Source organism: Caballeronia sp. (assembly GCF_028292365.1).
Lineage (GTDB): Bacteria > Pseudomonadota > Gammaproteobacteria > Burkholderiales > Burkholderiaceae > Caballeronia.
Genome location: NZ_JAQGMM010000108.1, coordinates 1 through 23,330 on the forward strand (window position 1 = coordinate 1; position 23,330 = coordinate 23,330).

The 23,330-nt window shown below is 58.7% G+C and carries 19 protein-coding genes; 13 read left to right on the forward strand and 6 right to left on the reverse strand.

Annotated features, from left to right (window positions below; all coding sequences use genetic code 11):
- The first annotated feature begins 237 nt into the window (after positions 1-237).
- From JWR14_RS06750 to JWR14_RS06785, 8 genes are all read left to right on the forward strand, one after another.
- Positions 238-738, forward strand: coding sequence for a MaoC family dehydratase (locus JWR14_RS06750; RefSeq protein ID WP_299703459.1), 501 nt, complete (start codon positions 238-240; stop codon positions 736-738).
- Between the two features lie 84 nt (positions 739-822).
- Positions 823-2,214 carry an MFS transporter gene (locus JWR14_RS06755; protein WP_299703462.1) on the forward strand — a complete coding sequence of 464 codons (1,392 nt, stop codon included), beginning with the start codon at positions 823-825 and terminating at the stop codon, positions 2,212-2,214.
- Complete coding sequence (locus JWR14_RS06760) at positions 2,211-3,593, forward strand: MmgE/PrpD family protein (RefSeq protein WP_299703464.1); 1,383 nt, start codon at positions 2,211-2,213, stop codon at positions 3,591-3,593. Before JWR14_RS06755 ends, JWR14_RS06760 begins: the two co-directional genes overlap by 4 nt.
- Positions 3,594-3,640: 47 nt before the next feature.
- A complete protein-coding gene (locus JWR14_RS06765; protein WP_299703467.1) occupies positions 3,641-4,825 on the forward strand; it encodes an acyl-CoA dehydrogenase family protein in 1,185 nt (394 codons plus the stop codon).
- Positions 4,822-6,012: a CoA transferase gene (locus tag JWR14_RS06770; protein ID WP_299703469.1), complete on the forward strand. Its 1,191-nt coding sequence runs from the start codon at positions 4,822-4,824 to the stop codon at positions 6,010-6,012. Before JWR14_RS06765 ends, JWR14_RS06770 begins: the two co-directional genes overlap by 4 nt.
- Before the next feature lie 80 nt (positions 6,013-6,092).
- Positions 6,093-6,842, forward strand: coding sequence for a GntR family transcriptional regulator (locus tag JWR14_RS06775; RefSeq protein ID WP_299703472.1), 750 nt, complete (start codon positions 6,093-6,095; stop codon positions 6,840-6,842).
- Positions 6,843-6,863: 21 nt separating this feature from the next.
- Positions 6,864-7,682, forward strand: coding sequence for a CoA ester lyase (locus tag JWR14_RS06780; RefSeq protein WP_299703475.1), 819 nt, complete (start codon positions 6,864-6,866; stop codon positions 7,680-7,682).
- Positions 7,683-7,686: 4 nt separating this feature from the next.
- Positions 7,687-8,214 carry a DUF2889 domain-containing protein gene (locus JWR14_RS06785; RefSeq protein ID WP_299703478.1) on the forward strand — a complete coding sequence of 176 codons (528 nt, stop codon included), beginning with the start codon at positions 7,687-7,689 and terminating at the stop codon, positions 8,212-8,214.
- A gap of 39 nt (positions 8,215-8,253) precedes the next feature.
- Here the strand turns inward: JWR14_RS06785 and JWR14_RS06790 are convergent, their stop codons facing one another.
- Positions 8,254-9,321: an SDR family oxidoreductase gene (locus JWR14_RS06790; protein WP_299703481.1), complete on the reverse strand. Its 1,068-nt coding sequence runs from the start codon at positions 9,319-9,321 to the stop codon at positions 8,254-8,256.
- 103 nt (positions 9,322-9,424) lie between these two features.
- On the opposite strand from JWR14_RS06790, the gene JWR14_RS06795 reads away from it, so the two are divergent.
- Positions 9,425-10,333: a LysR family transcriptional regulator gene (locus JWR14_RS06795; RefSeq protein WP_299703484.1), complete on the forward strand. Its 909-nt coding sequence runs from the start codon at positions 9,425-9,427 to the stop codon at positions 10,331-10,333.
- Positions 10,334-10,475: 142 nt separating this feature from the next.
- Here JWR14_RS06795 and JWR14_RS06800 read toward each other — a convergent pair whose 3' ends face one another.
- Positions 10,476-11,267: an alpha/beta hydrolase gene (locus JWR14_RS06800; protein WP_299703487.1), complete on the reverse strand. Its 792-nt coding sequence runs from the start codon at positions 11,265-11,267 to the stop codon at positions 10,476-10,478.
- Positions 11,268-11,418: 151 nt separating this feature from the next.
- Between JWR14_RS06800 and JWR14_RS06805 the strand changes: the two genes are divergently transcribed.
- Entirely contained in the window at positions 11,419-12,900 is a 1,482-nt protein-coding gene (locus JWR14_RS06805; RefSeq protein ID WP_299703490.1) for an HD domain-containing phosphohydrolase, read from the forward strand.
- Positions 12,901-13,040: 140 nt separating this feature from the next.
- Here JWR14_RS06805 and JWR14_RS06810 read toward each other — a convergent pair whose 3' ends face one another.
- From JWR14_RS06810 to nadC, 3 genes are all read right to left on the reverse strand, one after another.
- Positions 13,041-14,402 carry an MFS transporter gene (locus JWR14_RS06810; protein ID WP_299703493.1) on the reverse strand — a complete coding sequence of 454 codons (1,362 nt, stop codon included), beginning with the start codon at positions 14,400-14,402 and terminating at the stop codon, positions 13,041-13,043.
- Between the two features lie 103 nt (positions 14,403-14,505).
- Positions 14,506-16,305 carry a phosphonate metabolism protein/1,5-bisphosphokinase (PRPP-forming) PhnN gene (phnN, locus tag JWR14_RS06815; RefSeq protein ID WP_299703496.1) on the reverse strand — a complete coding sequence of 600 codons (1,800 nt, stop codon included), beginning with the start codon at positions 16,303-16,305 and terminating at the stop codon, positions 14,506-14,508.
- Between the two features lie 7 nt (positions 16,306-16,312).
- Positions 16,313-17,149, reverse strand: a complete 837-nt coding sequence (nadC, locus tag JWR14_RS06820) for a carboxylating nicotinate-nucleotide diphosphorylase (protein ID WP_299703499.1) — start codon at positions 17,147-17,149, stop codon at positions 16,313-16,315.
- An 824-nt stretch (positions 17,150-17,973) separates the two neighbouring features.
- Between nadC and JWR14_RS06825 the strand changes: the two genes are divergently transcribed.
- The gene (locus tag JWR14_RS06825; RefSeq protein WP_299703502.1) at positions 17,974-19,521 is read left to right on the forward strand and encodes a methyl-accepting chemotaxis protein; all 1,548 of its coding nucleotides are present in this window, start codon (positions 17,974-17,976) and stop codon (positions 19,519-19,521) included.
- 87 nt (positions 19,522-19,608) lie between these two features.
- Here JWR14_RS06825 and JWR14_RS06830 read toward each other — a convergent pair whose 3' ends face one another.
- Positions 19,609-20,571 carry a LysR substrate-binding domain-containing protein gene (locus JWR14_RS06830; protein ID WP_299703505.1) on the reverse strand — a complete coding sequence of 321 codons (963 nt, stop codon included), beginning with the start codon at positions 20,569-20,571 and terminating at the stop codon, positions 19,609-19,611.
- 198 nt (positions 20,572-20,769) lie between these two features.
- Here JWR14_RS06830 and JWR14_RS06835 point away from each other — a divergent pair, with 198 nt between their 5' ends.
- Entirely contained in the window at positions 20,770-22,815 is a 2,046-nt protein-coding gene (locus tag JWR14_RS06835; RefSeq protein WP_299703508.1) for an NADH:flavin oxidoreductase, read from the forward strand.
- A 155-nt stretch (positions 22,816-22,970) separates the two neighbouring features.
- Positions 22,971-23,330, forward strand: a 360-nt coding sequence (locus JWR14_RS06840; protein ID WP_299703511.1) for a winged helix-turn-helix transcriptional regulator, incomplete at its 3' end; no start/stop codon positions are given.

A 23,330-nucleotide genomic window follows, 5' to 3' on the forward strand; every position in this document is an offset into this window, starting at 1 on the left:
CCTGCTTTATCCGCATGGACGGCATCTGACTTCGCGTGTGCGCGGTTTTGTGGACTTCCTGGTGGAAAGACTAGGCGCGTAGAGCCCCTGTTAGTAAGCACCTTCGTCGAAACATCGCCTCAATTCCCCATATAAACCTCGCCGCCGCTTCTCCGTGAATACCCTCGATTGACGCAAAAATACTTCGGGATGATACTTTGTCCGTACAAATAAACAATTGAGACAGGAGCGCTGAGCATGCAAGCCGAAGAAGTGGGGAAGCAACGGTATCGCGCGAGCTACGGCCGCTATTTCGAGGAGTTCACGGTCGGGGATATCTACGAGCATCGCCCAGGGCGGACGATCACCGAGACTGACAACATCCACTTCTCGTTGCTGACAATGAACTTCCATCCCATGCACTGCGATGCCGCGCATGCCGCCAAAAGCGAGTTCGGGCAATTGCTGGTGAATAGCGGCCTGACGGTCGCGATCGTGCTTGGCATGTCAGTGAACGATGTCAGCGGCAAGGCCATCGCGAATCTTGGCTGGAAGGAGATCAAGCTGACAGGTCCCGTGTTCTGCGGCGATACCCTGTACGCCGAATCTGAAGTGCTTGAAAAACGCGAATCGAAGTCACGTCCCACGCAAGGGATCGTCACCGTCCATACGCGCGCATTCAAACAGGACGGTACCGCCGTCATGGATTTTGTGCGCACCGCGTTGATCGCCAAAAAGGGCTACGGCACCGGGGACTAGCAGGCCGCCGCAACCGCCAAGGAATGTCGATTTGGCTCAAGAACGAACGACGTTTCACCACTCCCGCACAGTAAGGAGACAACTGTGAATCAACTCGTAAGCTCAGGCGCGCGGCTGGACCGATTGCCGATGGCTGCTTTCCACTGGAAGATCCTCGGCCTCATCAGCGCGGGCGCGTGCCTCGATGCATTCGACGTGTATCTCGCCGGCGGCGTTGCAGCCGCGATGATGAAGCAAGGCTTCTCGACGCTGCAGCTCAACGCGCTGTTTGTATCGGCGGGATTCTGCGGGATGGTGATTGGTGCGGGCTTGTCGGGCTATCTCGGCGACCGCTTCGGACGCCGCTCTTCGTACCAGTTCAACCTCGCGCTGTTCGGCGTGATGTCGATCGCAGCCGCGTTTGTGCCAAACATCTACTGGTTGATTGGTTGTCGTTTCCTGATGGGCATCGGGCTGGGCGCCGAACTGGTCGTCGCGGCCGGAACGCTGTGCGAATTCATCCCGCCGGCGTATCGCGGACGTTGGATATCGCTGCTCGGATTGATTGTCAACTCTGGGCTCGTGATCGCAACGAGCGTGGGATATGTCGTGATCCCGACACTAGGATGGCGCTGGATGTTCGGCATTGCGGGCGTTGGCGCGATGATTGTCTGGGCGCTGCGTCACAGCATGCCGGAGTCGCCGCGCTGGCTCGAGTCGGTCGGCCGGCTTGACGAGGCCGAGCGCACCGTGAGCGCAATCGAAGCCGAGGTGGCGAAGCAGCGCGGACCATTGCCTGAATGCGCTCGCACACAGAATCTCGAGGTTCCGCAATTGCCGTTCAGCGCGCTGTTCCGGCGCGGCATGATCGGCCGCACGCTGACCGCCGCCCTGACCGCCATCGCGGTGAATGTCGCCGTGTACGGATTCGTGGCGTGGCTGCCGACCTTCTTTGTGAAGGAAGGGCGTGACGTGGTGACCTCGCTTGGCTTTACCACGCTGATGTCGTTCGGTGCTCCGTTTGGCGCGGTGCTGGGCTTCCTCAGTGCGGACCGCCTGGGGCGTGCGAAGGGTCTCGTGTTCTTCTCGATCATGACGATCGTGCTCGGCTTCATCTATCCGCAGATGGTCGCCAACGCCGCGATTGCCTGCGTCGGCTTCGTGCTGGTGAGCTGTATTTTCGCGATCGTGACGCTCGGGCTTTTTGGTTATGTGCCGGAGTTGTTCCCCACCGCATTGCGTTTGCGAGGAACAGGTGCAGCAGGCGTGTGCGGCCGGCTGGCATCAATGACCACTTCATACGTTGCCGTCCTGCTGTATGCCCAGTTTGGATTATTCGGTGTGCTTGGCATGGTGTCCGGGGTGCTGATCCTGTTGATCGTGGCGGTCGTTTCGCTTGGGGTGGACGCGAACCAGTACTCGCTCGAAGCGGCGTCCCCGGATGAAGATGCACTCGATACCCAACTCGATTTCAAGCAAGGAGGAATTGCCCGGTGAACCCAACTTCCATCTCCGCCACGCTTGCCCGCTTCACGACCAACCTGCAATTGTCAGATGTACCTCAAGCGGTGCGCGAACGCGCCCGGCATCTGATGCTGGATAGCATTGGCCTTGCATTCGCGACCACCACGTTCAACTATTCATGCATCACGTTGGCCGCCATGCAGGAACTCGGCAGCGGCAACGCGTCGGTGTTCGCGCATTCGGAACGTCTCGCCATGCGTGACGCGATGCTCCTGAACGGGCTTCTGATCCACGGGCTCGATTTCGACGACACCCACGCGCGTGGAGTCATCCATTCGACCGCGAGCGCCTTGCCCTGCGTGTTTGGCCTCGGCGAGCGCGAGAACGCCAGCGGCGCCGATCTGCTCACGGCCTATCTTTGCGCGATGGAAGTATCGACGAGAGTGGGTGCCGTTGCGCAAGGCGGTTTCCACAAGGCCGGCTTTCACCCGACAGGGCTCGCTGGCGCGTTCGGCTGCACGCTGGCCGCCGCGCGGCTGCTGGGGCTCGACGAAGCAGGCGCGACCCATGCGCAGGGGATTGCGTTGTCCATGGCGGCAGGCAGTCTTGAGTTCCTGGAGGACGGCGCGTGGACCAAGCGGCTGCATCCGGGCTGGGCTGCCGTCAGCGGCACCGTGGCGGCCTCGCTGGCCAAGCATGGCTTCGTAGGGCCGGGTGCGCCGTACGAAGGCCGCTACGGCCTCTATGCGTTGCATCTGAACGATGCCACCACGCCGGATCTTTCCATCGCGACAGCCGGGCTTGGCGAGCAATGGGAAATCGATCATGTCGCGCTCAAGCCGATTCCCGCCTGCCATTTCACGCATGCTTCGTCCGATGCCGCCGTCGAGCTGCACAAGCAGCACGGCCTTACCGGCGACGAAATCGAGAACGTAATTGTGCGCGTGCCGGGGCCGACCGTTGACGTGGTCTGCGAGCCGGTGGCGAACAAGAAGCGGCCGGTGAACAGCTACGACGCACAGTTCAGCATTCCGTACATCGTGGCGACCGGATTGCTCAAGGGACGCTTCACGCTGGACGATCTCGACGACGCTTCGCTCGCCGATCCAGCAGTGATGTCGTTAGCGCAGCGCGTTAATTACGAAGTCGATCACGAATCCACATTCCCGCGCCACTACACCGGCGAGGTGATCGTCTTCACCCGCGACGGTCGCCGTCTGGTCCAGCGTGAAGCGATCAATCGCGGATCATCCGACCGGCCGCTGAGCAACGACGACATTGTCGCCAAGTTCTTCGATAACGCCCAGCGCGCGGTCTCGCGCGAACGCGCCGCTGAAGTCCGCGATGCGGTCCTCGATCTCGAACGTACGCCGGTGTCCACGCTTGCAAGCGTGCTGCGTCGTCCAGCTTGAACCGTCCCGGTTAACTAATACTGCAAGCCTTCAGGGCAGGAGATTTCATGGCTACCATCGATGTAGAAAAGGCAGAAACAGCAGAAGAGGCAAAGGCGAATGAGGTGTTGATTCTCGACATGCTCGACCGTTTTCTCAAGACAGAAGTCAAGCCGTATGTCCACGCGCTCGAAGCCGCCGATGAATACCCGCACGAGATTGTCGAGAAGATGAAGGACATGGGCTTGTTCGGCTGCCTGATCGCTCAGGAATATGGAGGACTAGGTCTGTCGACATCGACGTACGCGAAGATAGTCGACCGGATCTCCGCTGTGTGGATGTCGGTGAGCGGCATTATCAATTCGCATCTGATCATGGCGATGACCGTGCAGCGCAACGGCACTGCGGAGCAAAAAAGCAACTATCTTCCGCGCATGGCGACGGGTGAATTGCGCGGTGGCATAGGCTTGACGGAACCGGATTGCGGCACGGATCTGCAAGCGATCCGCACGGTCGCACGGCGTGATGGTGACGAGTACGTGGTCAACGGCAGCAAGACCTGGATCACGAATAGCCTGTATGGCAACGTGCTTGCGCTGCTGGTGAAAACCGACCCGAAGGCGGAACCGCGCCACAAGGGCATGACGCTGCTGATAGTCGAAAAAGGCCCAGGCTTCGAAGTCAGCCGCAAGCTCGAAAAGCTGGGCTACAAGGGGATCGATACGTGCGAGCTGACCTTCACGGATTTTCGCGTGCCGGTTTCTCAAGTGATCGGCGGCGAAGAAGGGCGTGGCCTGAAGCAGATATTGGGCGGACTCGAACTGGGCCGTATCAATGTGGCGGCGCGCGGCGTGGGCGTGGCGCAAGCAGCACTCGACGAATCCGTGTCCTATTCGCAGCAACGCAAGACCTTCGGCAAACCGATCTGCGAGCATCAGGCGATTGCGTTGAAGCTCGGCGAAATGGCAACGCGTGTGCAGGCGGCGCGGTTGTTGACTGAAGCGGCCGCTATTGCGTATGACCGCGGTGAACGGTGCGATATGGAGGCCGGCATGGCGAAGTATTTTGCAACCGAGGCGGCGCTCGAAAACAGTATCGAGGCGATGCGGATTCACGGTGCTTACGGCTACTCGAAGGAATTCAATGTCGAACGTTTGTACCGGGATGCACCGTTGTTATGCATCGGCGAAGGCACCAACGAGATGCAGCGAATCATTATCGCCAAGAACTTGATTGCGAGGAATCCGGTATGACTTTGCCGCTCTCGGGCGTGCGTATTGTCGCGGTCGAACAATACGGCGCGGGTCCCTTTGCGACCCAGCATCTGGCCGATCTCGGCGCGGAAATCATCAAGATCGAGAATTTCCGCGAAGGCGGTGACGTGGGCCGCGCTGTGGGTCCGTACTTTTTCGGCGAGGGTGATAGCCATTTTTTCGAGGCGTTCAATCGGAACAAGTGCAGCCTGACACTTGATCTGAAGAAGGCGGAAGCACGCGGGGTGCTGCTCGATCTGGTCAAGAAAAGCGACGCCGTTTTCAACAACCTGCGTGGCGACCTGCCGGCCAAACTCGGGCTGACCTATGACCAGTTAAAGGAGGCGAATCCGGCGATTGTCTGCGGTCATCTGTCGGCGTACGGGCGCACGGGAAGCCGCGCGTCATGGCCTGGCTATGACTACTTGATGCAGGCGGAGGCCGGATACTTGTCGGTCACGGGCGAGCCGGATAGTCCGCCCGCGCGCTTCGGTTTGTCGATCATCGACTTGATGACGGGCACCACGGCCGCCATGGCGTTGCTCGCCGGAATCGTACAGGCACGCGCTTCGGGCATTGGCCGCGACATGGACGTCAGTCTCTTCGATGTCGCCATGCACAATCTTGCCTACGTCGCGACGTGGTACCTGAACGGAGATGTTGTGACTGGTCGCGATCGCCGGTCGTCGCATCCATCGCTTACGCCGAGCCAGTTGTACAAGACGCAGGATGGCTGGATCTTCCTGATGTGCAACAAGGAGAAATTCTGGGGCGTGCTGGCCGAAGTCCTCGACAAACCGTCGTGGGTCGCGGACGAACGCTTCAACAATTTCAAGGCACGGCTGGCCAATCGCGACTTGCTGGAAAAGGAGCTCGACGCGGCGCTGTCCACCGCGACCACGGAGGAGTGGCTGAAGCGTTTTGGCGGCCGCGTGCCCGCTGCGCCGGTCTATAACGTGAAGCAGGCGCTCGATAATCCGTTCGTGGCCGAGCGCGAGGGCGTGGTCAATGCCGAGCATCCGCGCTTCGGCAAGATTCGCGGAGTGGCGGCGCCAGTTCGCGTGGACGAGCCGTTGCCGTTGCGCGCGGCGCCCGATTTGGGGCAAGACACGGACAGGCTGCTCGCGGAACTCGGTTACGATGCTGATCGGATCGCCTCGCTCCGCGAGAAGGCCGTCGTGCAATGAGCGCCGAAGCGTTGCGTGACGAGTCTGGACGGGGGAGCGCGGCACTTCCGTCCCGTCCACCTATCTTCACGCAAGAGCCGATGGTCACAGTCCTGGGTCAGCAACCGCGTTACATGCAATTGGCGCAGACGCTCATCAATGAAATTCAGAGCGGCCGCTTTCCGGTCGGCTCCACTATTCCGACGGAGTTCGAACTGTGCGAGCAGTTCGGCGCCAGCCGTTCGACCGTGCGTGAAGCGGTGAAGCAACTCGTGCAGTTGGGCATGGTCGTGCGACAGGCGGGGGTCGGCACAACCGTGAAAGCCATGCGATCCGAGGGAGGGTATCGGCAAGTCATGCAGCAACTGAGCGATTTGCATCGCTACACGGCCGATACCGTCCTGCAGATTTTATCGAAGGAGACATCCGAGATTCGGGACCCCAAGATCTGCGACATGCTGACGGCCAGACCCGGAGAAACATGGCTGCGAATTGTGGGCTTGCGACGCTCGGGCGACAGTCCCGACCCGATTTGTCATACCGAAGTTTTTATTCAGCCGGCATTTCGATCGCTGGTGGTGCACGAAAGCGAATCGCATGTGCCGATCTATACGCTGATAGAGAAGCAGTTTGGCGAGCGCATTGCCCAGGTCCAGCAGGAGATCCGGGCGATCGCGATGCCTTCGGCTATCGCCGCGCTGGTCAACGTCAAACCGCGAACACCCGCGCTCTGGCTGTGCCGCCGATATCTCAATCAGCGCGGCGAAGTGGTCGAAGCCGCAATCAGTATTCATCCGGCCGATCGATTCAGTTATTCCGAGACTTTCCAGCGCGACTGGAATGCCGGATGAGGTTTTAATCAGGAGACAGGCATGTCGCTACGCAGTTATCTTTTCGTGCCCGGCGATCGTCCGGAACGTTTTTCAAAGGCGCTCGCGACGGCCGCGCATCAGGTCGTAATCGACCTGGAAGATGCAGTCTCACCCGATGCAAAAATCCGGGCCCGCGAGGGTCTCGCAGAGTGGCTTGAAAGCGGTCTCGCGGACGCGGACAAGCCGCGCGTTTTGGTTCGCGTGAATGCGTTCGGCACGCCATGGCATGAAGACGATGTGAAGATGGTGCGTGCGTCGCCAATCATGCGTGCGATGGTGCCCAAGGCCGAGGTGGCGAGCGAACTGGCTGATATCGCCTCGCGTTGCGGCGACGGAGTATCGCTGATTGCATTGATTGAGAGCGTGGTCGGCGTCGTGCAGATGCGCGGTATCGCGCATGAAAAATCGGTCTCGCGGCTTGCATTCGGCTCGTTCGATTATTGCGTCGATGCCGGCGTGGAAGACAGCGGCCGCGAACTCGATTCCGTACGTTCGCAATTCGTGATTGAGTCGCGGTTTGCCGGACTGCCAGCACCCGTTGACGGCGTTACTCTGTCGATTGATGACGCTGATCTGATTGCTGCTGACGTAGCTGCCGGCCGGCGGTTTGGCTTCGGCGGCAAGCTTTGCATTCATCCGCGCCAGGTCGAGGCGGTGAACCAGGGCTTCGCTCCCAGCGCCGCAGATCTTGCGTGGGCCGAGCGCGTGCTGGCGAAGCTCGCGGAGAATCCGAAGGGCGCCATTGCAGTCGATGGAAAACTTGTCGACAAACCCATTGTCGATCGAGCGAAACGCATTGTCGCGAGCTTTACACATTAAGCCTATGGAACGCCAACTTCTCCACGTGCGCCGTATCGAATTGAGCGGCTTTCGCCGCGCGGACGGCCTGTACGATATTGAAGGCGTGCTCAAGGATACGAAGACCTACGACCGCCATTCGAGCGGCGTTGTGCGGCTTGCGGGCGAAGCGATTCATCAGATGCGCCTGCGCATCACGGTCAACACGGAGTTCCTGATCGTTGATGCCCATGCGGAGTCCGAAGTTGTCCCTTACCCCGGTTTCTGCGATGTGATCGGCCCGGAATATAAGAAGCTGATTGGCTTGACGCTGAAGGCCGGTTTCACGCGCGAGACGCGCGCGTTATTCGGCGGTACAAGGGGCTGCACGCATTTGACCGAGTTGATCGGCGGGGTGGCGACAGCCGCGTTCCAGACCATGAGCGAGGAGATCAACGCATCGAATAGTCAGCAGCCGTTTCAGCTCGACGGTTGCCATGCGTTGCGAACCGACGGGGACGCCGTGAAAACGTTCTACCCGACGTGGTATCGGGCGAAACAAAATGAAGCGTGACCCGCGCGGCGGAACTTGAAGGGAACCTTGAAGCGCACCCTATCCGGGGATGACCCGCTCGACCTTCAGCCGTTCGAACAAGTCGATGAACGCATCCAGTGTGCTCTGGTACGCCAAAAAGCCGGCCTTCCTGCTCTTCGACATATCGGTCACCACCTCCATGGGTCGTCCAAGGTCGGCGTCCGTATGCCACCACGATACGAGCTTTTCAACTGCCGGCTCCTTGAGTCCATAGTGTGCAGCGATGGCCTGCCATTCCCGGGCGCTGTCCTGCATCCGGCTTTCTAACGGACGCGTCACGCCGTCGAACGGAGCGGCTTCGATCCCAAAGTAGTTCGCAATCCGCGACCACATCCACTGCCATCGAAATACATCGCCGTTCGCGACGTTGAAATCTTCGTTCGCTGCCTGCTCACTCGTCGCCGCCCATTCCAGATGTCGCGCCAACAGGCGGGCGTCGGTCATATCGGTCAGCCCGTTCCACTGCGTGGCAGAGCCGGGAAATACAAACGGCTGGCCGCTCTCTTTGCACAACGTCGCATACACGGCGAGCGTCACACCCATGTTCATTGCATTGCCCAGTGCGTAGCCGATGATGGTATGCGGACGGTGCACGCTCCATGTGAAGCCGAAGCGAGAGGCGGCATCGAACAGTCTGTCCTCTTGCTCGTAATAGAAGTTATCAACCGGCTGACGGCCTTGCTCTTCGCGGAAGGGTGTCAAGGGGACGGCACCGGTCCCGTATGCCTCGAACGGGCCAAGGTAGTGCTTCAGACCCGTGACCAATGCCGCATGACCGCCTTGAAGCGATGGGCCCACGACATTCAGCACGTTGCTCACCATCGCGCCATTGACGCGAATATTTTCCTTCTCGGTTGCCTGCCGCGCCCAAGCCGTGAAGAACACGGCGTCCATGTCCAGATTATTCAGGGCAGCCGCGACTTCATCGGGCGCAGTGAGGTCGGCCGTGCGCGCATGCACGCCGGCGGTCGGCGTACCGCGTCCGCGCGACAGGCCGGTGACGGTCCAACCAGTGGCCAAGAGGTGTTCGGACAGCGCCGTCCCGATCACACCGCTGGAACCGACGATCAAGGCTCGTTTTTGCATGGCAATCAATCATTGGAAGTAGAAAGAAAAGAGCTTATTCGATAGTAGAGTCGCCTTTCGCGATAGTATTTCATCTTATTCATGAAATATTTTCTCTAATTACATGGCATCTTCCGAAGGCCTGAAAGGCATCGCTCCCTTTGTGTATGCAGCCGACTCAGGCAGTTTCGCGTCGGCAGCCGAGCGCCTTAACCTGACAAGTTCGGCCGTCAGCAAAAGCGTCGCCCGACTGGAGGAGCGGCTCGGCGTGCGCTTGTTCGAGCGAACGACTCGCTCCCTTGCGCTAACCGATGCCGGCTCGGCATTCTATGAAACGTGCGTGCGCATACTGCGCGAGCTCGCTGAGGCTGAAGCGATCCTGGCTGCGCAAAAGCTCGAACCCATGGGGCGCATTCGCATCGACTTGCCGGCAACATTTGGTCGCCTTGCCGTGCTGCCCATTGTGACGAGACTCTGCGAGCAATATCCCAATCTGCTGCCGCACGTCACGTTCACGGACCGGTTTGTCGATATTGTGGAAGAAGGGGTCGACGTGGCTGTGCGCATTGGCGCAATGAGTGAGTGGCCCGCATCGATTGCGCACCACTATGTCGGCAATGAGCGTCTCATCTTTTGCGCTTCGCCTGGCTATCTCGAGCGCCGCGGTGAGCCGCTGACTACCGACGCGCTGATCGAGCACGACTGCATCTGTTACGGAAGGCCCGATGGAACCGTGAGTTCATGGACCTTTGCTGCCGAAGGGGGTTCGGTCGTGAAACGCGCGCTGCCTTATCGCCTTGTGTTCGGTGATGCAGAGGCGCAGCTTGCGGCCGTAGAGGCGGGATTGGGTATCGCACAACTGGCGACGTGGCTGGCAGATGACAAGTTGCGTACCGGCCGGCTTGTCGAAGTCCTGAGCGGCTTCGCAACCGATGGCCTGCCGCTATTCCTGATCTGGCAGAGAGCACGGCAACTCACGCCAAAAGTGGCGGCGGTGCTGGACATGCTAAGGGCATCGCTCGCGGTGCGATGATGGAAGCGCCGTCTCCGGCATCGCCGGCGAGCTGGCGCTTTACATCGGCTTGAACTCGCACTACCCGAAGCTTCGCCATGACTGAAGGCGAAGACTCCCGGCATGCGGTGGCTCGGAACCTCGCCGGGAGCGTCCAACTGACTTACTGCACGCTACGCGCCGCAGCGATGATTGCAGCAGCAACGTCTGCTGGCTTTGACAGCATCGCCACATGACTTGCATCAACCTTCACCACAGTCGCGCCAATCTGTTGCGCCATGGCAGCCTGCAAAGGCGCGGGAATCATGTGGTCCTTTTCCGTCAAGACCCACCACGACGGCTTGTTATGCCACGCGGCTTCGGTCACCTTGTCGTCGGTACAGCCAGCGAACCAGGGTCCTTGAGTGGCCGCCACGAGGCGAGCTTGTGCTACCGGCAGGTCTTGCGCGAAGTCGTGAATGATTGCATCGGTAGAAAGCGTCAGGTATCCAGCCGAATCTTTCTGCAGCGCGGACGCCCACGATGGCGCCGGCTTTCCTTTCAAAATGTCATTAATTGACTGGTCCTTGTCAGGCGCAAAAGCGGCGACATACACCAGCGCTTTCACCTTGTCGTCATTGCCGGCTTGCGTAATCACTGCACCGGCCCAGGAATGACCGACCAGGATGACGGGACCGTTTTGTTGCTCGATCACTCGCTTCGTGGCAGCGGCGTCGTCGTCGAGTGACTTGAGCGAATTTTGCACGGCCACCACGTGCAAGCCTTTCGCCTGCAGAATCGGGATGACCTTGTCCCAACTCGATCCGTCTGCGAACGCGCCGTGCACCAGCACCACATTTTTGCCCTTCAGATCGTCAGGGGCAGACGCGGCGCTGGCCGGCGTGAATGCGCCGAGCGACAGCAGGCCGCCGAGCAGCAGCGTAGCGGCCAGGCATTTTTTGAGCAGGGTGTTCATAATGTAAATCCTCTTGGAGAAATCAGGTTTGGACGGAAATCAGTGTGCGGATTGGAGAATGCGCCGATTGGGCGACGTCTTGTATCGGTCAAATGACCGAGCCTGATCCGATGGATGCACTACCCGAGCAGCGAAAAATGAGGCGAGACTGATGCAAGACGTATCTGCTATCCGGGTGCTGGACGCTGTCAAGGCGCTTGCATTTGTCGGCGACCTCAGCATGGGGCAGCCAACCGACCATTCGATGCGTACCGGCTGGCTTGCCGGACGGCTCGCCGCCGACGCCGGCCACGACGAGGTGCAGTGCTGTGTAGTCAAGGAGGTGTCGCTGCTGCGCTGGTCAGGCTGCACGGCGAACGCGGCGGGTTTCTCGGAGTGGTTGGGAGACGATATCGGCAGCAGGGCGAACATGCTTGCGATGCGGCCTGGATGGGCAGGCGACGACGCATCCCCGGGAAGCTTCGGCGCGGCCATTACGCCGCTGGCGCAGATTCATTGCGAAGTATCGGGCGAGGTCGCGCGCATGCTCGGCTTGGCCAGCGCGACCCAGGCGGCGTTGCGGCACATTTTCGAAAGCTGGGATGGCGGCGGTTTCCCGCAACAGATGCAGGGCGGCAATGTGCCCGATGCTGTGTTTCTCGTCGCATTGGCCGGTGATATCGAGATTTTTAGCCGTATCTACGGGGTGCAGCAGGCGAAGGTGTTGATCACCCAGAAGGCCGGCCATCAGTATCCTCAAGCGCTCGCGCAACTGGCGTTGTCCCGGGCGGCCAAGTGGCTGGACGAGCTTGAACAGTGGAGTGTGTCGGCGCGCGATGAACCCTTGAATACGCAGCCGATGCAGCAATCGAGCGCGCCGGAAATCATCGCGGATGTGATCGACCTGAAGCTGCCCTGGATGGCCGGTTATTCACGGCGGGTGGCGAAAGCATCGGCGGCTTGCTGCGCGCGTTTGGGTCTTGATGAGGAGACCCAGCGCAGCGTGTATCTCGCAGGTTTGATCCACGGTATGGGACGCGCGGCAGTGCCCAATTCGGTATGGAATACGCCGGGTCGTTTGCCTGCTGCGGCTTGGGAGAAAGTGCGACTGGTCCCGTATTGGACTGCGCGGGCGGGCAAGCAGATCGCCGCTCTCGCTCGCGAATCGGAGATTGCATCGCTTGCCTATGAGCGGCTGGACGGATCGGGCTATTTCCGGGGCGCAGAAGGTGGTGGCATAGGGCGTGAAGGTCAGGTGCTCGCTGCGGCCGCCGCCTGGGTCGCGTTGCGTGCGAAGCGTCCCTGGCGTGAGGCGCTTTCCACCGAAGAGGCTGCAACACTGCTCCGCGAGCAGGTATCGGCAGGGCGCTTCAATGCCGATGCTGTCAGTGCATTGATCTCGAATGAACGTGACGAGTATGACGGGGGCGTAGTGGGCATTAAACCCCGCCCGGCCCAGGTAACGCTGCTATCGCCCCGGGAATCGGAGGTGCTCCGTCAGATCAGCCTGGGCGCCAGTAACAAGGAGGTTGCAAAGATGCTGGCGTTAAGTCCCAGCACGGTGCGCACGCATGTGGAAAGTGTGTTCCGCAAGCTTGAATGCTCGACGCGCGCCGCGGCCACTCTGAAGGCATCGACACTTAAATTGATTTGATGCCGAGGTGGTTCATTTGGGCGCGCTGGCATTGATGCCGGTCAACGAGTACCGATGGACTCACGCCGCTGAGGCGGTCGAAAGATTTCAAGTCAAATGCCCCGGGAAGCGGCTGACCTGCAACCCGGGGGCAACCAGAATCAAGGGCGCACTTCCTCCGAAGTCAGATCGCTGGTCAAGTCGTTGTTGCTTGCCACCGGCTGGACGTGCTCTTCAAGCGGGGCCGCGACGGGGGCTTGCGGCGTGTCAAACAGCGGCTTCTCGGGATGCACAAACAACCAGAGCACCGTGCCCACCGCGGCCGCTAGTGCGATGACTACCAAGGCACTCCCCCAGTTACCGGTGAGTCGCACCATGAAAGCGACGCTAACGGGTCCTGCGACGTTCGATGCGGCTCCCCACAGATTAGTCCAGCCAGACATCACGCCGGTGAAATCTCGCGCCAGGTCCTGGGCAGCTGACCAGACAACGACTTGCACAAAACCGACCGCGGCGAAAGACAGGCACAGGAAACCAACGACGGCCGCAATGTTGACCGCATAGGAAGCCAGGCAGAGGGCGATGGCGCTAACAAGAAATCCCACCATGGCGACCGGAGCACGAGCGGCCCAGACCGATTGAGTGCGCTTCAATATCTTGTCGCACACGATCCCCGCCACAAACACCGCCACGAACACGGCAATCCAGGGAAGCGATGCCGCAAACCCCATGGACTTAAGAGAGAGTCCGCGTGCGCGCATCAGATAGGTCGGTAGCCATGTTGTGTAGAAACTCTGGATCAGGACCAACAGGAAGTACTGGATACCGAAAAGCCAGAAGCGCGGATGCCGGAGGCACTTCAAGAACACACCTTTGGCGATGGCTTCTGGTTCCGACTGTCCCGCAGCAATATACGTTGCCTCCTCAGCGGTAACTAATGGATGCTGCGCGGGAACATCGCGATAACCGAACCACCACGCGATCCCCAATACGAGGCCTATTGCGCCGAACACATAGAAGACGGAGTGCCAGCCGAACTGCAAAATCATCCAGGCAGTAAGAGGCGCTGAAATGATAGGTCCGAGATAAAGTCCGCCCAGGAGAAAGGAGTTTCCCTTTGCGCGTTCATTCCTGGGAAACCAGCGTTTTACCGCGAGTACACCGCTTGACCAGTCGGCGGATTGCGCACCCCCGAGCAGCGCGCGGCAGCCAACGAGCCAGCTAAAGCCCACGCCTAACGGCGTGATGATCATCATCAAGGACCAAAGCGCGCTCGTTCCAAACAGGACCTTCCTCGAGCCATGACGCTCGGCCATTCTGCCGGCGGGGATCTGTCCCAAGGCGTATGTCCAGAAATAGATCGTCAGGATCACTGACATCTCGACAAGCGACAGACCCAGTTCCTTCTGGATCGTGGGTGCGGCGATCGTCATTGCAGCGCGGTCCAGCGTCATAACGAAGGTGATGGGAGCGATCAGCAACGAAACGATCCCCCACCGTAAATTGCCGATTCTTTTGGGCATTCTCACTACTCCAAGGATAATTAACCACGCGCTTTTTATGGAATTCCCGCTACCGCTGCGGTCCTGCTGATCACTGCCCCATCGTTCACGTCATCGCCACGCTTCAAGCGGAGGGGAGGCTATTCATACTTTCTATGCAGATGTCATGCGTGCGCGTTGTTTGCGCCAACAAAGCCGCTGCCGAGACAAGCCCTTCGTCAGCGCCGTAGATATGAAATAGTCCATCCCCGGGCTCGACCTGCTGACCCACGGTTGCCAGAAGATCCACGCCCGCGCCCAGGTCCGCAGGAGCGCCCGCTTTTCGGGCGATTCCCGAGATGGCCCAGCCATCGATCCTGGAGACGATCCCCTCCTGTTGCGCCACAATCGTTTGAACATACTTGGCCGGCGAAACCGGCGGTACTCGCCGGCCTTGGCTATCGACAATGCTTTCGAATGCACTACGGGCTCGACCGGAGGAAAGCAGTGACTCCGCAATCTGCCGGCCCTTGGAAACAGTGCCGACGGACGGCGCCCAGGCAAGAATTTCCGCCGCGAAACAGAGTGCTTTTTCCCGCAGGTCGGCGGGTGCATCCGGATCGTTATCCAGGACCCGCTTCACGTCCCGTACCTCGAGCGCGGGGCCGATACCCCGCCCGATCGGGCTGCTGCCATCGGTCACCATGGCCTTTACGTGCAGCCCCAAGCCCGTTGCCGCATACTCGAAAAGCTTACCTAAAGTGCGCGCTTCGTGTTCGTCCTTTAACTTTGCGTTCGGTCCGTAAGGAAGATCGATGATGACGTGAGTGGATCCTGCGGACCACTTCTTGGATAGAATCGACGCCACGGACCAGCGGTTTGAATCGAGTCCCAGCGGTCTGGTGAATGCATTGATCCGATCGTCAATCAACGAGTGATTCAACCGTCCGTTCCACGCAATACAAGCGCGCGCTTCACTGACGCAACGACGAACCTCTGCGCTGGTGAGATCGACACGTGCAACCGTTTCCATCGCATCGGCAGTACCCGCGGCAGAGGTGATTGCTCTCGATGACGTCTTTGGCATGGCGAGCCCGAATGCCGCCACAATGGGTACTACGATCAACGTGATCCGGCTACCGGGAACGCCACCCATTGAATGCTTGTCAACGAGTATTGGCTCGTCCCATTCAATCCGGGGCGTCAGCTTGCACCTGACCTTTGCTAGTGCGAGAACTTCGGTGTCAGACAGGTTTTGCGACGCGTGCAAAAGGAACGCGTTGATGTCCCGGTCCGAGTAACGCAATGCAAGAATGTCGTCGAGCACCGCGCTATATTGGGTTTCGTTGAGTTCTTCGCCGGCGATCTTTGCCTTCAACACGCGCATGCTGGGCGGAGCAGGCTGTGTGGCGCGGGCAAGCGCTGTGACGAAACGTTCTATCCCTTGCTCAAGCGTTCCGTCATTAAGTACCTTCAGGACCTCAACATCAGCAGAGGTCGGTTCGACCTGGCGCGTCACGCGTTTTAAAATCTCGTCCGGCGTTTCCCTGCCTCGTCCGAGAATTCGCGCGGCCAGCACGGAAGTGGGCGCGCCCACTTCGACTACCACCAGCCGCGGCACGCGACTTGAAAGCACGTCGATCATTGCCCGCGACCCGTTCGCGATGACGTGATGCCCCTGCGAAATCGAATTCAGGAGATCACGACGCAAACCGTATCTTAGTCCGTGTGCCGACCAGGTAATCAGGAATTCTCCTTGGCCGTCGAGGCGCGCGAACTCGGTTTCATTAAGCGCTTCGTGATCTTCACCCGGCGAGCCGTGAGGCCGGGTGACTACCCGACGTGCAAAGACGAAATCGCCAAGAACCTCACGCGCTCCGTCAATAAGAGAGTCTTTGCCGGCGCCGCTCGGGCCGACCACAAAAAAGAAAATTCCGTCGGACATGAAGGTTCTACTCCGCCTCGTCCAGACCGATGTCAACGCACACGGAGGCCTGGTTTATCTTGCTTGTGGAGATATAGTCGACGCCCGTTCTGGATATTTCCCCGATCGTTGCGAGGTTGATACCGCCAGACGCTTCAAGCTTCGTACGGCCATTGACCAACTCCACGGCCTTCGTCATTTCCTCAACGGACATGTTGTCGAGCATGATGACGTCAACGCCGGCTTCCAGCGCTTCCTCGACCTGCTCGATGCGATCGCATTCCACTTCGAGCTTCGTCAATACCGGCAATTGGCGACGCGCACGTTGCACAGCCTTCTTGATTCCGCCGCAAACCGCAATGTGATTGTCTTTAATCATCACGCCGTTATCAAGTCCGAGGCGGTGGTTCAAGCCCCCGCCGCAGGTCACCGCATGCTTTTCCAGCATGCGCAAACCGGGTGTGGTCTTGCGTGTGTCGATCAGTCGTGCGCGCGTTCCCGCGACTGCCTTGACGTACTCGGCGGTGAGGTTGGCGATGCCGGACATGCGCTGCACGATGTTAAGTGCCGTTCGCTCGGCGGTCAGTACGCTTCGTGCATTGCCCTGTACGTCAAGAAGCACCGCCCCCTTCTTTACATGATCACCGTCCTTGACGCGTACGACGACGTCGAGTGTTGGATCGTAGCGCTTGAACACACGGGCTGCGACGTCGATACCCGCCACGATCAGGTCCTCGCGTGCATTCATGAAGAAAGCACCCGTTTCGTTCGCTTCGATCATGACCTGTGCGGTGAGGTCACAGTACCCAATGTCCTCGGTCAGCCACATGTCAATCAGGCGATCCGTTTGAAATACGTCGTACATTGTCAGTCTCCAGTGCGTGAAAAAAATCGTGTTTCTTGATCGACAAGGGCATCAGAAGATGTGTCCCTGACGTCGAACATTACAAAATGTCGGACTACGAAATAGATAAGATTTAAAGCGTAATAGTGAAAGCGTGATAAGGCGTCTTACTGGAATTGATGTACCGGTTGCTTCAGCCTGCCATTACAGTGTCTACGCTCAAAGGCTGCGTCGAGCCTGGATGCTGAGCGCGTTGAAAACACACCGGCGGCCGTGGCGAACTCAAAACTCGCCTGAGGCGGTATCACGTTAGCGTCGACAGCTAACAGTAAGTACCCGGGACCAACGTGCCCTACGCCAACTCTTCGAGGTCCCGTTGCCGCACCATGGGCAGGTCGGAGCAACGGCGGAGGAATCTGCCCGATACCCAAGGTCTTAGTCATCTGGTCGACTCCTCCGAAGCGCGGCGTCAGGTTGCGTTTGATATCTAAAAGTCTAGTGTTCACATTATAATTTGGCAAGATATCTAAGTATATTTTTGTTGGTGCATGTGTGCTTTAGTTTGGTGAAAACCCTTATTAAATGCATCATTTAAGGGAATACCCCATCTAAAGTCACCTGCGTGGAAATGACCTTTGCCAGGAAAAATTCAATGTGTACACTCGTTCTGACTGTGTTTTACCGATCTCGGCAATGGACTGCTTGCAAGCAACGGACAGGGAGGGAGTGAAGCGCGCTCTGCAACGGGGCAGGAATCTGCAAAACACCAAAGAACTCGAAGAGAACTATCAAGTATCCGAGTTTCGTGCCGTACACCGCTTAGTACACTTCTATATAAAGACCTCATGAAACGGCTTACATTTCAGCAACAGTTGTGGATTCCTTTGGCGCTTTCCCTGATTTGCCTGATCTCTGTGGCGGGCTTTGGGGCTTACCAGACTCGCGAGGTTCGCCTGCAAGAAAGGCAGCATTCATTGAAGGATGCGGGAGATATCGCGATGAGCATCACGCGCCGTTACGCGGCGCTGGCCGCTGACGGAACGTTATCGACGCCTGAAGCGAAGAAGCAGGCGCTCGCACAATTACGGGCGATCCGTTATGGCACTGACGGATACGTATCTATCGTTGATTCAGACTGTCATGCTGTCATGAACCCTTCCAAGCCGGAGACTGAAGGCAAATACTTTGGCGACTATCAGGATTCCAACGGGAAATATGTGTACCGCGCGATGGCCGAGATCGCGAAGGGTTCTGGCGATGGGTTCGTTGACTACGCCACTCCCCGGCTTGGTTCGAAAGAACCCGTACGCAAGCGCAGCCACATCGCCACCTTCAAACCTTGGGACTGGTCGTTCGTGACGGGCGCCTACCTGGACGATATTGACGAGGCATTCAACGCATCGCTGCGCCAGTTGGTTGTGCTCGTCGCGCTCATCGCGGCCATGCTGTCAGGTGTCGTGTACTTGGTGAACCGCAGGCTGAATCGTTCGCTGGGCGGCTCGCCGGAGTACGCGGCCCTGGTCGTGAGCGCTACAGCGGGTGGTAACCTCGCGCAACATATAGACCTGCAGGCCGGCGATCAAGGCAGCCTTCTGTTCAAGCTTCAAGAGATGCAGGCACAACTGCGTCAGGCCGTGGTCGCGATCATCGGCGCGGCGCAGTCCATTGGAACGTCCACCGACGAGATATCGTCAGGCAACGCTGACCTGTCACGAAGAACCGAGGAGCAGGCCGCGTCCCTGGAAGAAACTGCTGCCAGCATGGAGCAGCTTACGTCAGCGGTGAGACAGAATGCCGACAACGCACGACAAGCTTCAGTACTGGCGGGCGATGCATTCTCCATCGCTAATCGCGGCAACGAAGTCGTCTCGGAAGTTGTCGCGACCATGGATGAGATCACCGATAGTACGAAACAGATTGGAGAGATCCTCGGGATGATCGAAGGGATTGCTTTCCAAACCAATATCCTCGCACTCAATGCGGCAGTTGAGGCCGCGCGGGCCGGCGAACATGGCAGAGGATTCGCTGTTGTTGCATCCGAAGTCCGGAATCTGGCGCAGCGTTCTTCGACTGCCTCCAAAGACATCAAGCGACTGATCGACCATTCGAATGGCCGCGTTCAGAGCGGCGCGACACTCGTCGACAATGCCGGCCAGTGCATGAAAGAGATCCTGGTTTCAGTTCAACGCGTCACCGCAATCATGAAGGAGATTGCGTCGGCCTCCGAGGAGCAAAGCGACGGGATCGAACAAGTTAACAAGGCAGTCACCCAAATGGACGAAGTAACGCAACGGAACGCAGCGCTTGTTGAGCAGGCGGCAGCGGCTGCCGTGTCAATGCGCGAGCAAGCTCATGGGCTTGTAGAGAGTGTTGCTGCGTTTCAGGTTAACTAGGCTTAGGTTTGGTGCATTGAGTTCCGCCGCAACAAGCGTTGCGGCGGAACTCGCTTGGAGACGTCCCACGCCAAGGTCGCGACCGGTTTAATGCATCCCTTGCGACGGTTCCACCTTCCTCAAGACCGGATACATTCGTGCGACCTCCTGAAGGTCCGCCTCCATCTCGGCCACCAGCCACTCTGTAACTCGCTCCACGTGCGGTCGTGCGGGACGTTGACCACTGATGAGTTCGTAGTGACGGCCCGTTGTGACAACGTGCCGGGAAGCCGGAACCAACTGGCCGGTTCGCAACGCATAGGACACGCCGGACACCCACCCTAGCGCGATACCACGGCCAATCATTGCGGTCTGGAGCACCAGTGCATAGTCGGAGAAGATAAGCGGGTCACCCGGCACCGTGCCGGCCATGCCGACGCGTTCGTGGAAATTTTCCCAATTGATTGTTGTCGGCACTAACTCGATAAGTGTGTGCTTAGGCAAATCACGCGTGTGATCAAGCGGCCCATGGCTCTCAAGATAGGACGGGCTACAAACCGGCACGATAACTTCCGGCGTGAAGGTCCAGCTTTGCTGGGATTTACGTCGCTGGTCCGCGGGGCGTAACGCAAGATCGGCTTCATCCGCGGTTCCCTGAAGGACACCGCTGATCACATCGAAACGCAAGCTGATCTCAGGAAACGCGCTTTGAAAGCGCTGGTATCTGGGCATTAACCAGTACGCAATGAAAGCACTGGAGAGAGACAAGGTGACTGTCTGTGTGCGCTGTTGCCGCTGTTTGATATCGGTCACGGAGCGCTTGATATGCCCGAAGCCCTCTTTCACACCGCGTTCGAGCAACAGCCCATCTTCCGTCAGAACCAGGCCTGCGCGCGAGCGTACGAACAACTGAGTGCCCAGCGCTTTCTCCAGTCTTACGATCATTCGACTGACGGCGACCTGCGTCACGTTCAGTTCATTCGCCGCACGGGTAATGCTTTTCTCCCGGGCGACTACTTCAAATACCACCAGCGAATTCATTGAAGAGCCGAAGTTGCGCAGGGTATCCATAACATTATGTTGTGTTTGAAAGAGCAAATGTCATTTGACGGAATTTAATGCACTGCCTATGTTCTAGCTATCCAAACACGGGTGCAGGCAGGTGTCGATAACCATAACATTCTGTCCGCGTTTGCGCAGTGGATGTTTGAAAAATGACAGCACGCATGCCCGCCAATCCATCAATCTCCCAAGTCAAAGGTAAGTTCAATGAACCGTCCTCCACGGAGCCACGACCCGCTGCTTCAGCCGCTGCGGATCCGACACCTGGTGTTGAAAAACCGGATTATGAGCACGAGCCACGCGAGTGGTTTGACGGAAGACGGCTTGCCGCTCGAACGCTACCAGCGGTATCACGAAGAAAAGGCCATTGGGGGTATTGGGCTGAGCATGTTCGGCGGCTCGTCGGTTGTAAGCCGCGACAGTTCCAACGTGTTCGCGCAGATCGATCTCACTGATGATCGGATCATTCCTTGTTTTCAGGCGTTCTCCGAGCGAATGCATCGGCATGGCACTGCGTTGATGTGCCAGCTTACTCACATGGGCCGGCGGGGAAGTCCGTACGCGTCTGACTGGTTGTCGACAATCGCGCCGTCGCGGGTGCGTGAGACGCTGCATCGAAGCATTCCACGCGAGATGGACCACAGTGACATAGCCCGCACCATCCGCGACTTCGGCCACGCAGCCCGCCGTTGCAGGGATGGCGGGCTCGACGGTATCGAGACCCTGGCTGGCGGGCACCTGATCGGGCAGTTCCTCAGTCCGATCACTAACCGGAGGACCGATGAGTATGGCGGTTCCATCGAGAACCGATGCCGCTTTGTGCTCGAGGTTCATGAGGAGATCCGCCGGCAGGTGGGCAGTGACTTTATCGTAGGTATTCGCTACGTCATCAACGAGGCGCTGGAAGGCGGCCTGACTTCCGCCGACGCGCTGACGGCGGCCAAAATACTCGAAGCGTCGGGCTTGATCGACTTCTTCAACGTGGTCTACGGGCGCATGGACACGGCCGCAGCACTTGCCGATGACAACATGCCGACCATGTACGCCAAGTCAGCGCCGTGGTTGTCCGCGGTCGCCTCGTTCAAACGCGAAGTGTCATTGCCGGTGTTCCATGCAGCGAAGATTGCCGACCTTGCTAGCGCCCGTTACGCCGTGTCGGAAAACATGCTCGACCTGGTTGGTATGACGCGTGCGCATATCGCCGATCCGCATATTGTGAAAAAACTGATCGACGGCGAAGAGGATCGCATTCGGCCCTGCGTAGGCGCATCTTTCTGCCGGGCTCATCAATGCGCGTGCATTCACAATCCGTCAACGGGACGCGAGACCTGGATCGCTCACGAGGTTGATCGAGCCCACCGCCCTGGCCGCAAGGTGGTGGTGATCGGTGGAGGCGTGGGCGGCCTCGAAGCCGCGCGCGTCGCCGCGCTGCGCGGGCATGAAGTGGTGTTGTTCGAAGCATCTCCCAAGCTTGGCGGTCAGGTATTGCTTGCGCACACGGGAAGCTGGCGTAAGGACTTGATCGGGATCGTGGACTGGCGTGCGAACGAGCTGGATCGTCTAGGCGTAGATGTCAGGACCGGCACCTATGCCGGCGCTGCCGTGGTGCTGGCTGAACATCCCGACGTTGTGATTGTTGCGACGGGCGGGATGCCCGACCTTGATGATTTGCCGGGGAACGAACACTGTACTTCGGCTTTCGATGCCCTGACCATGCATGTTCCTGCGTCAGGAAGCGCGATCGTGTACGACGGTACCGGCCGGCATGTGGCAGCGACATGTGCTGAGCGGTACGCACAAGCTGGCATTCAAGTCGAACTGGTCACGCTAGATGGGTGTTTTGGCGAGGAACTGGCGGGACGGGGAGATCATATCGGTTGGCAGCGTCGCTTCAACGAGTTAGAGGTTGCCCTGCGGCACGATTTGCGGCTCCAGCGCGTCGAGCGTCTGCCGGGCAACAAACGCCGTGCCTGGTTCACGCATGAACTGACTTCAGACATGGTTTGTCTGGATGCAGATCATGTTGTAGTCGAGCGAGGCATGATGCCCGTCGACGATCTGTTCCATGAGTTGCGTAGCGGGTCAGTGAACGACGGGAAAGCCGATCTGGATTGCCTCTTGCTCGGCAAAGCTCAACCGTGGATGACCGGGGAGCCTGCTAGTTACGAACTCTACCGGATTGGCGACGCGGAATCGTCGCGGAACATTCATGCGGCAATCTTCGATGCTTTCCGCCTGGCGCGAACCATGTAGCGCACCGCAAGGATCAATCGGCTTAATTCAATGAATATGATTCGGATATCGAACTATTGTTAAGTCAGTAGACAACATCGGCTTTTAGAAAATTGATCGTTTATTTGCGGAAGCTATCGCGCTTCGCTTGAGCAATTGATTTGGGAGACGTTTTGATGAGTACAAACAGCAAGTTGGACCGAATCGACCTGAGAATTCTTTCTCGCTTGCAGGCGCAAGGCCGCATTACTAACGTTGAGCTTGCCGACGCTGTCGGCCTTTCCCCTAGTCCTTGCCTGATTCGCGTGAAGCGCCTCGAGAACGCGGGCTATATCGCGGGCTATGCCGCGCAGATCCTGCTGGAGAAAATGGGCGACGTCCAGAGTGTATTCACACAGGTCACGCTCGCCGACCACCGGCGTGAGGATTCCGCCAGGTTCGTCGCGGCTATTCGCGAGGTGGACGAGATCGTCGAATGTCATCTCGCAAGTGGCGGTTACGACTACCTGCTCAAGTTTGTCACACGCAGCGTTGGT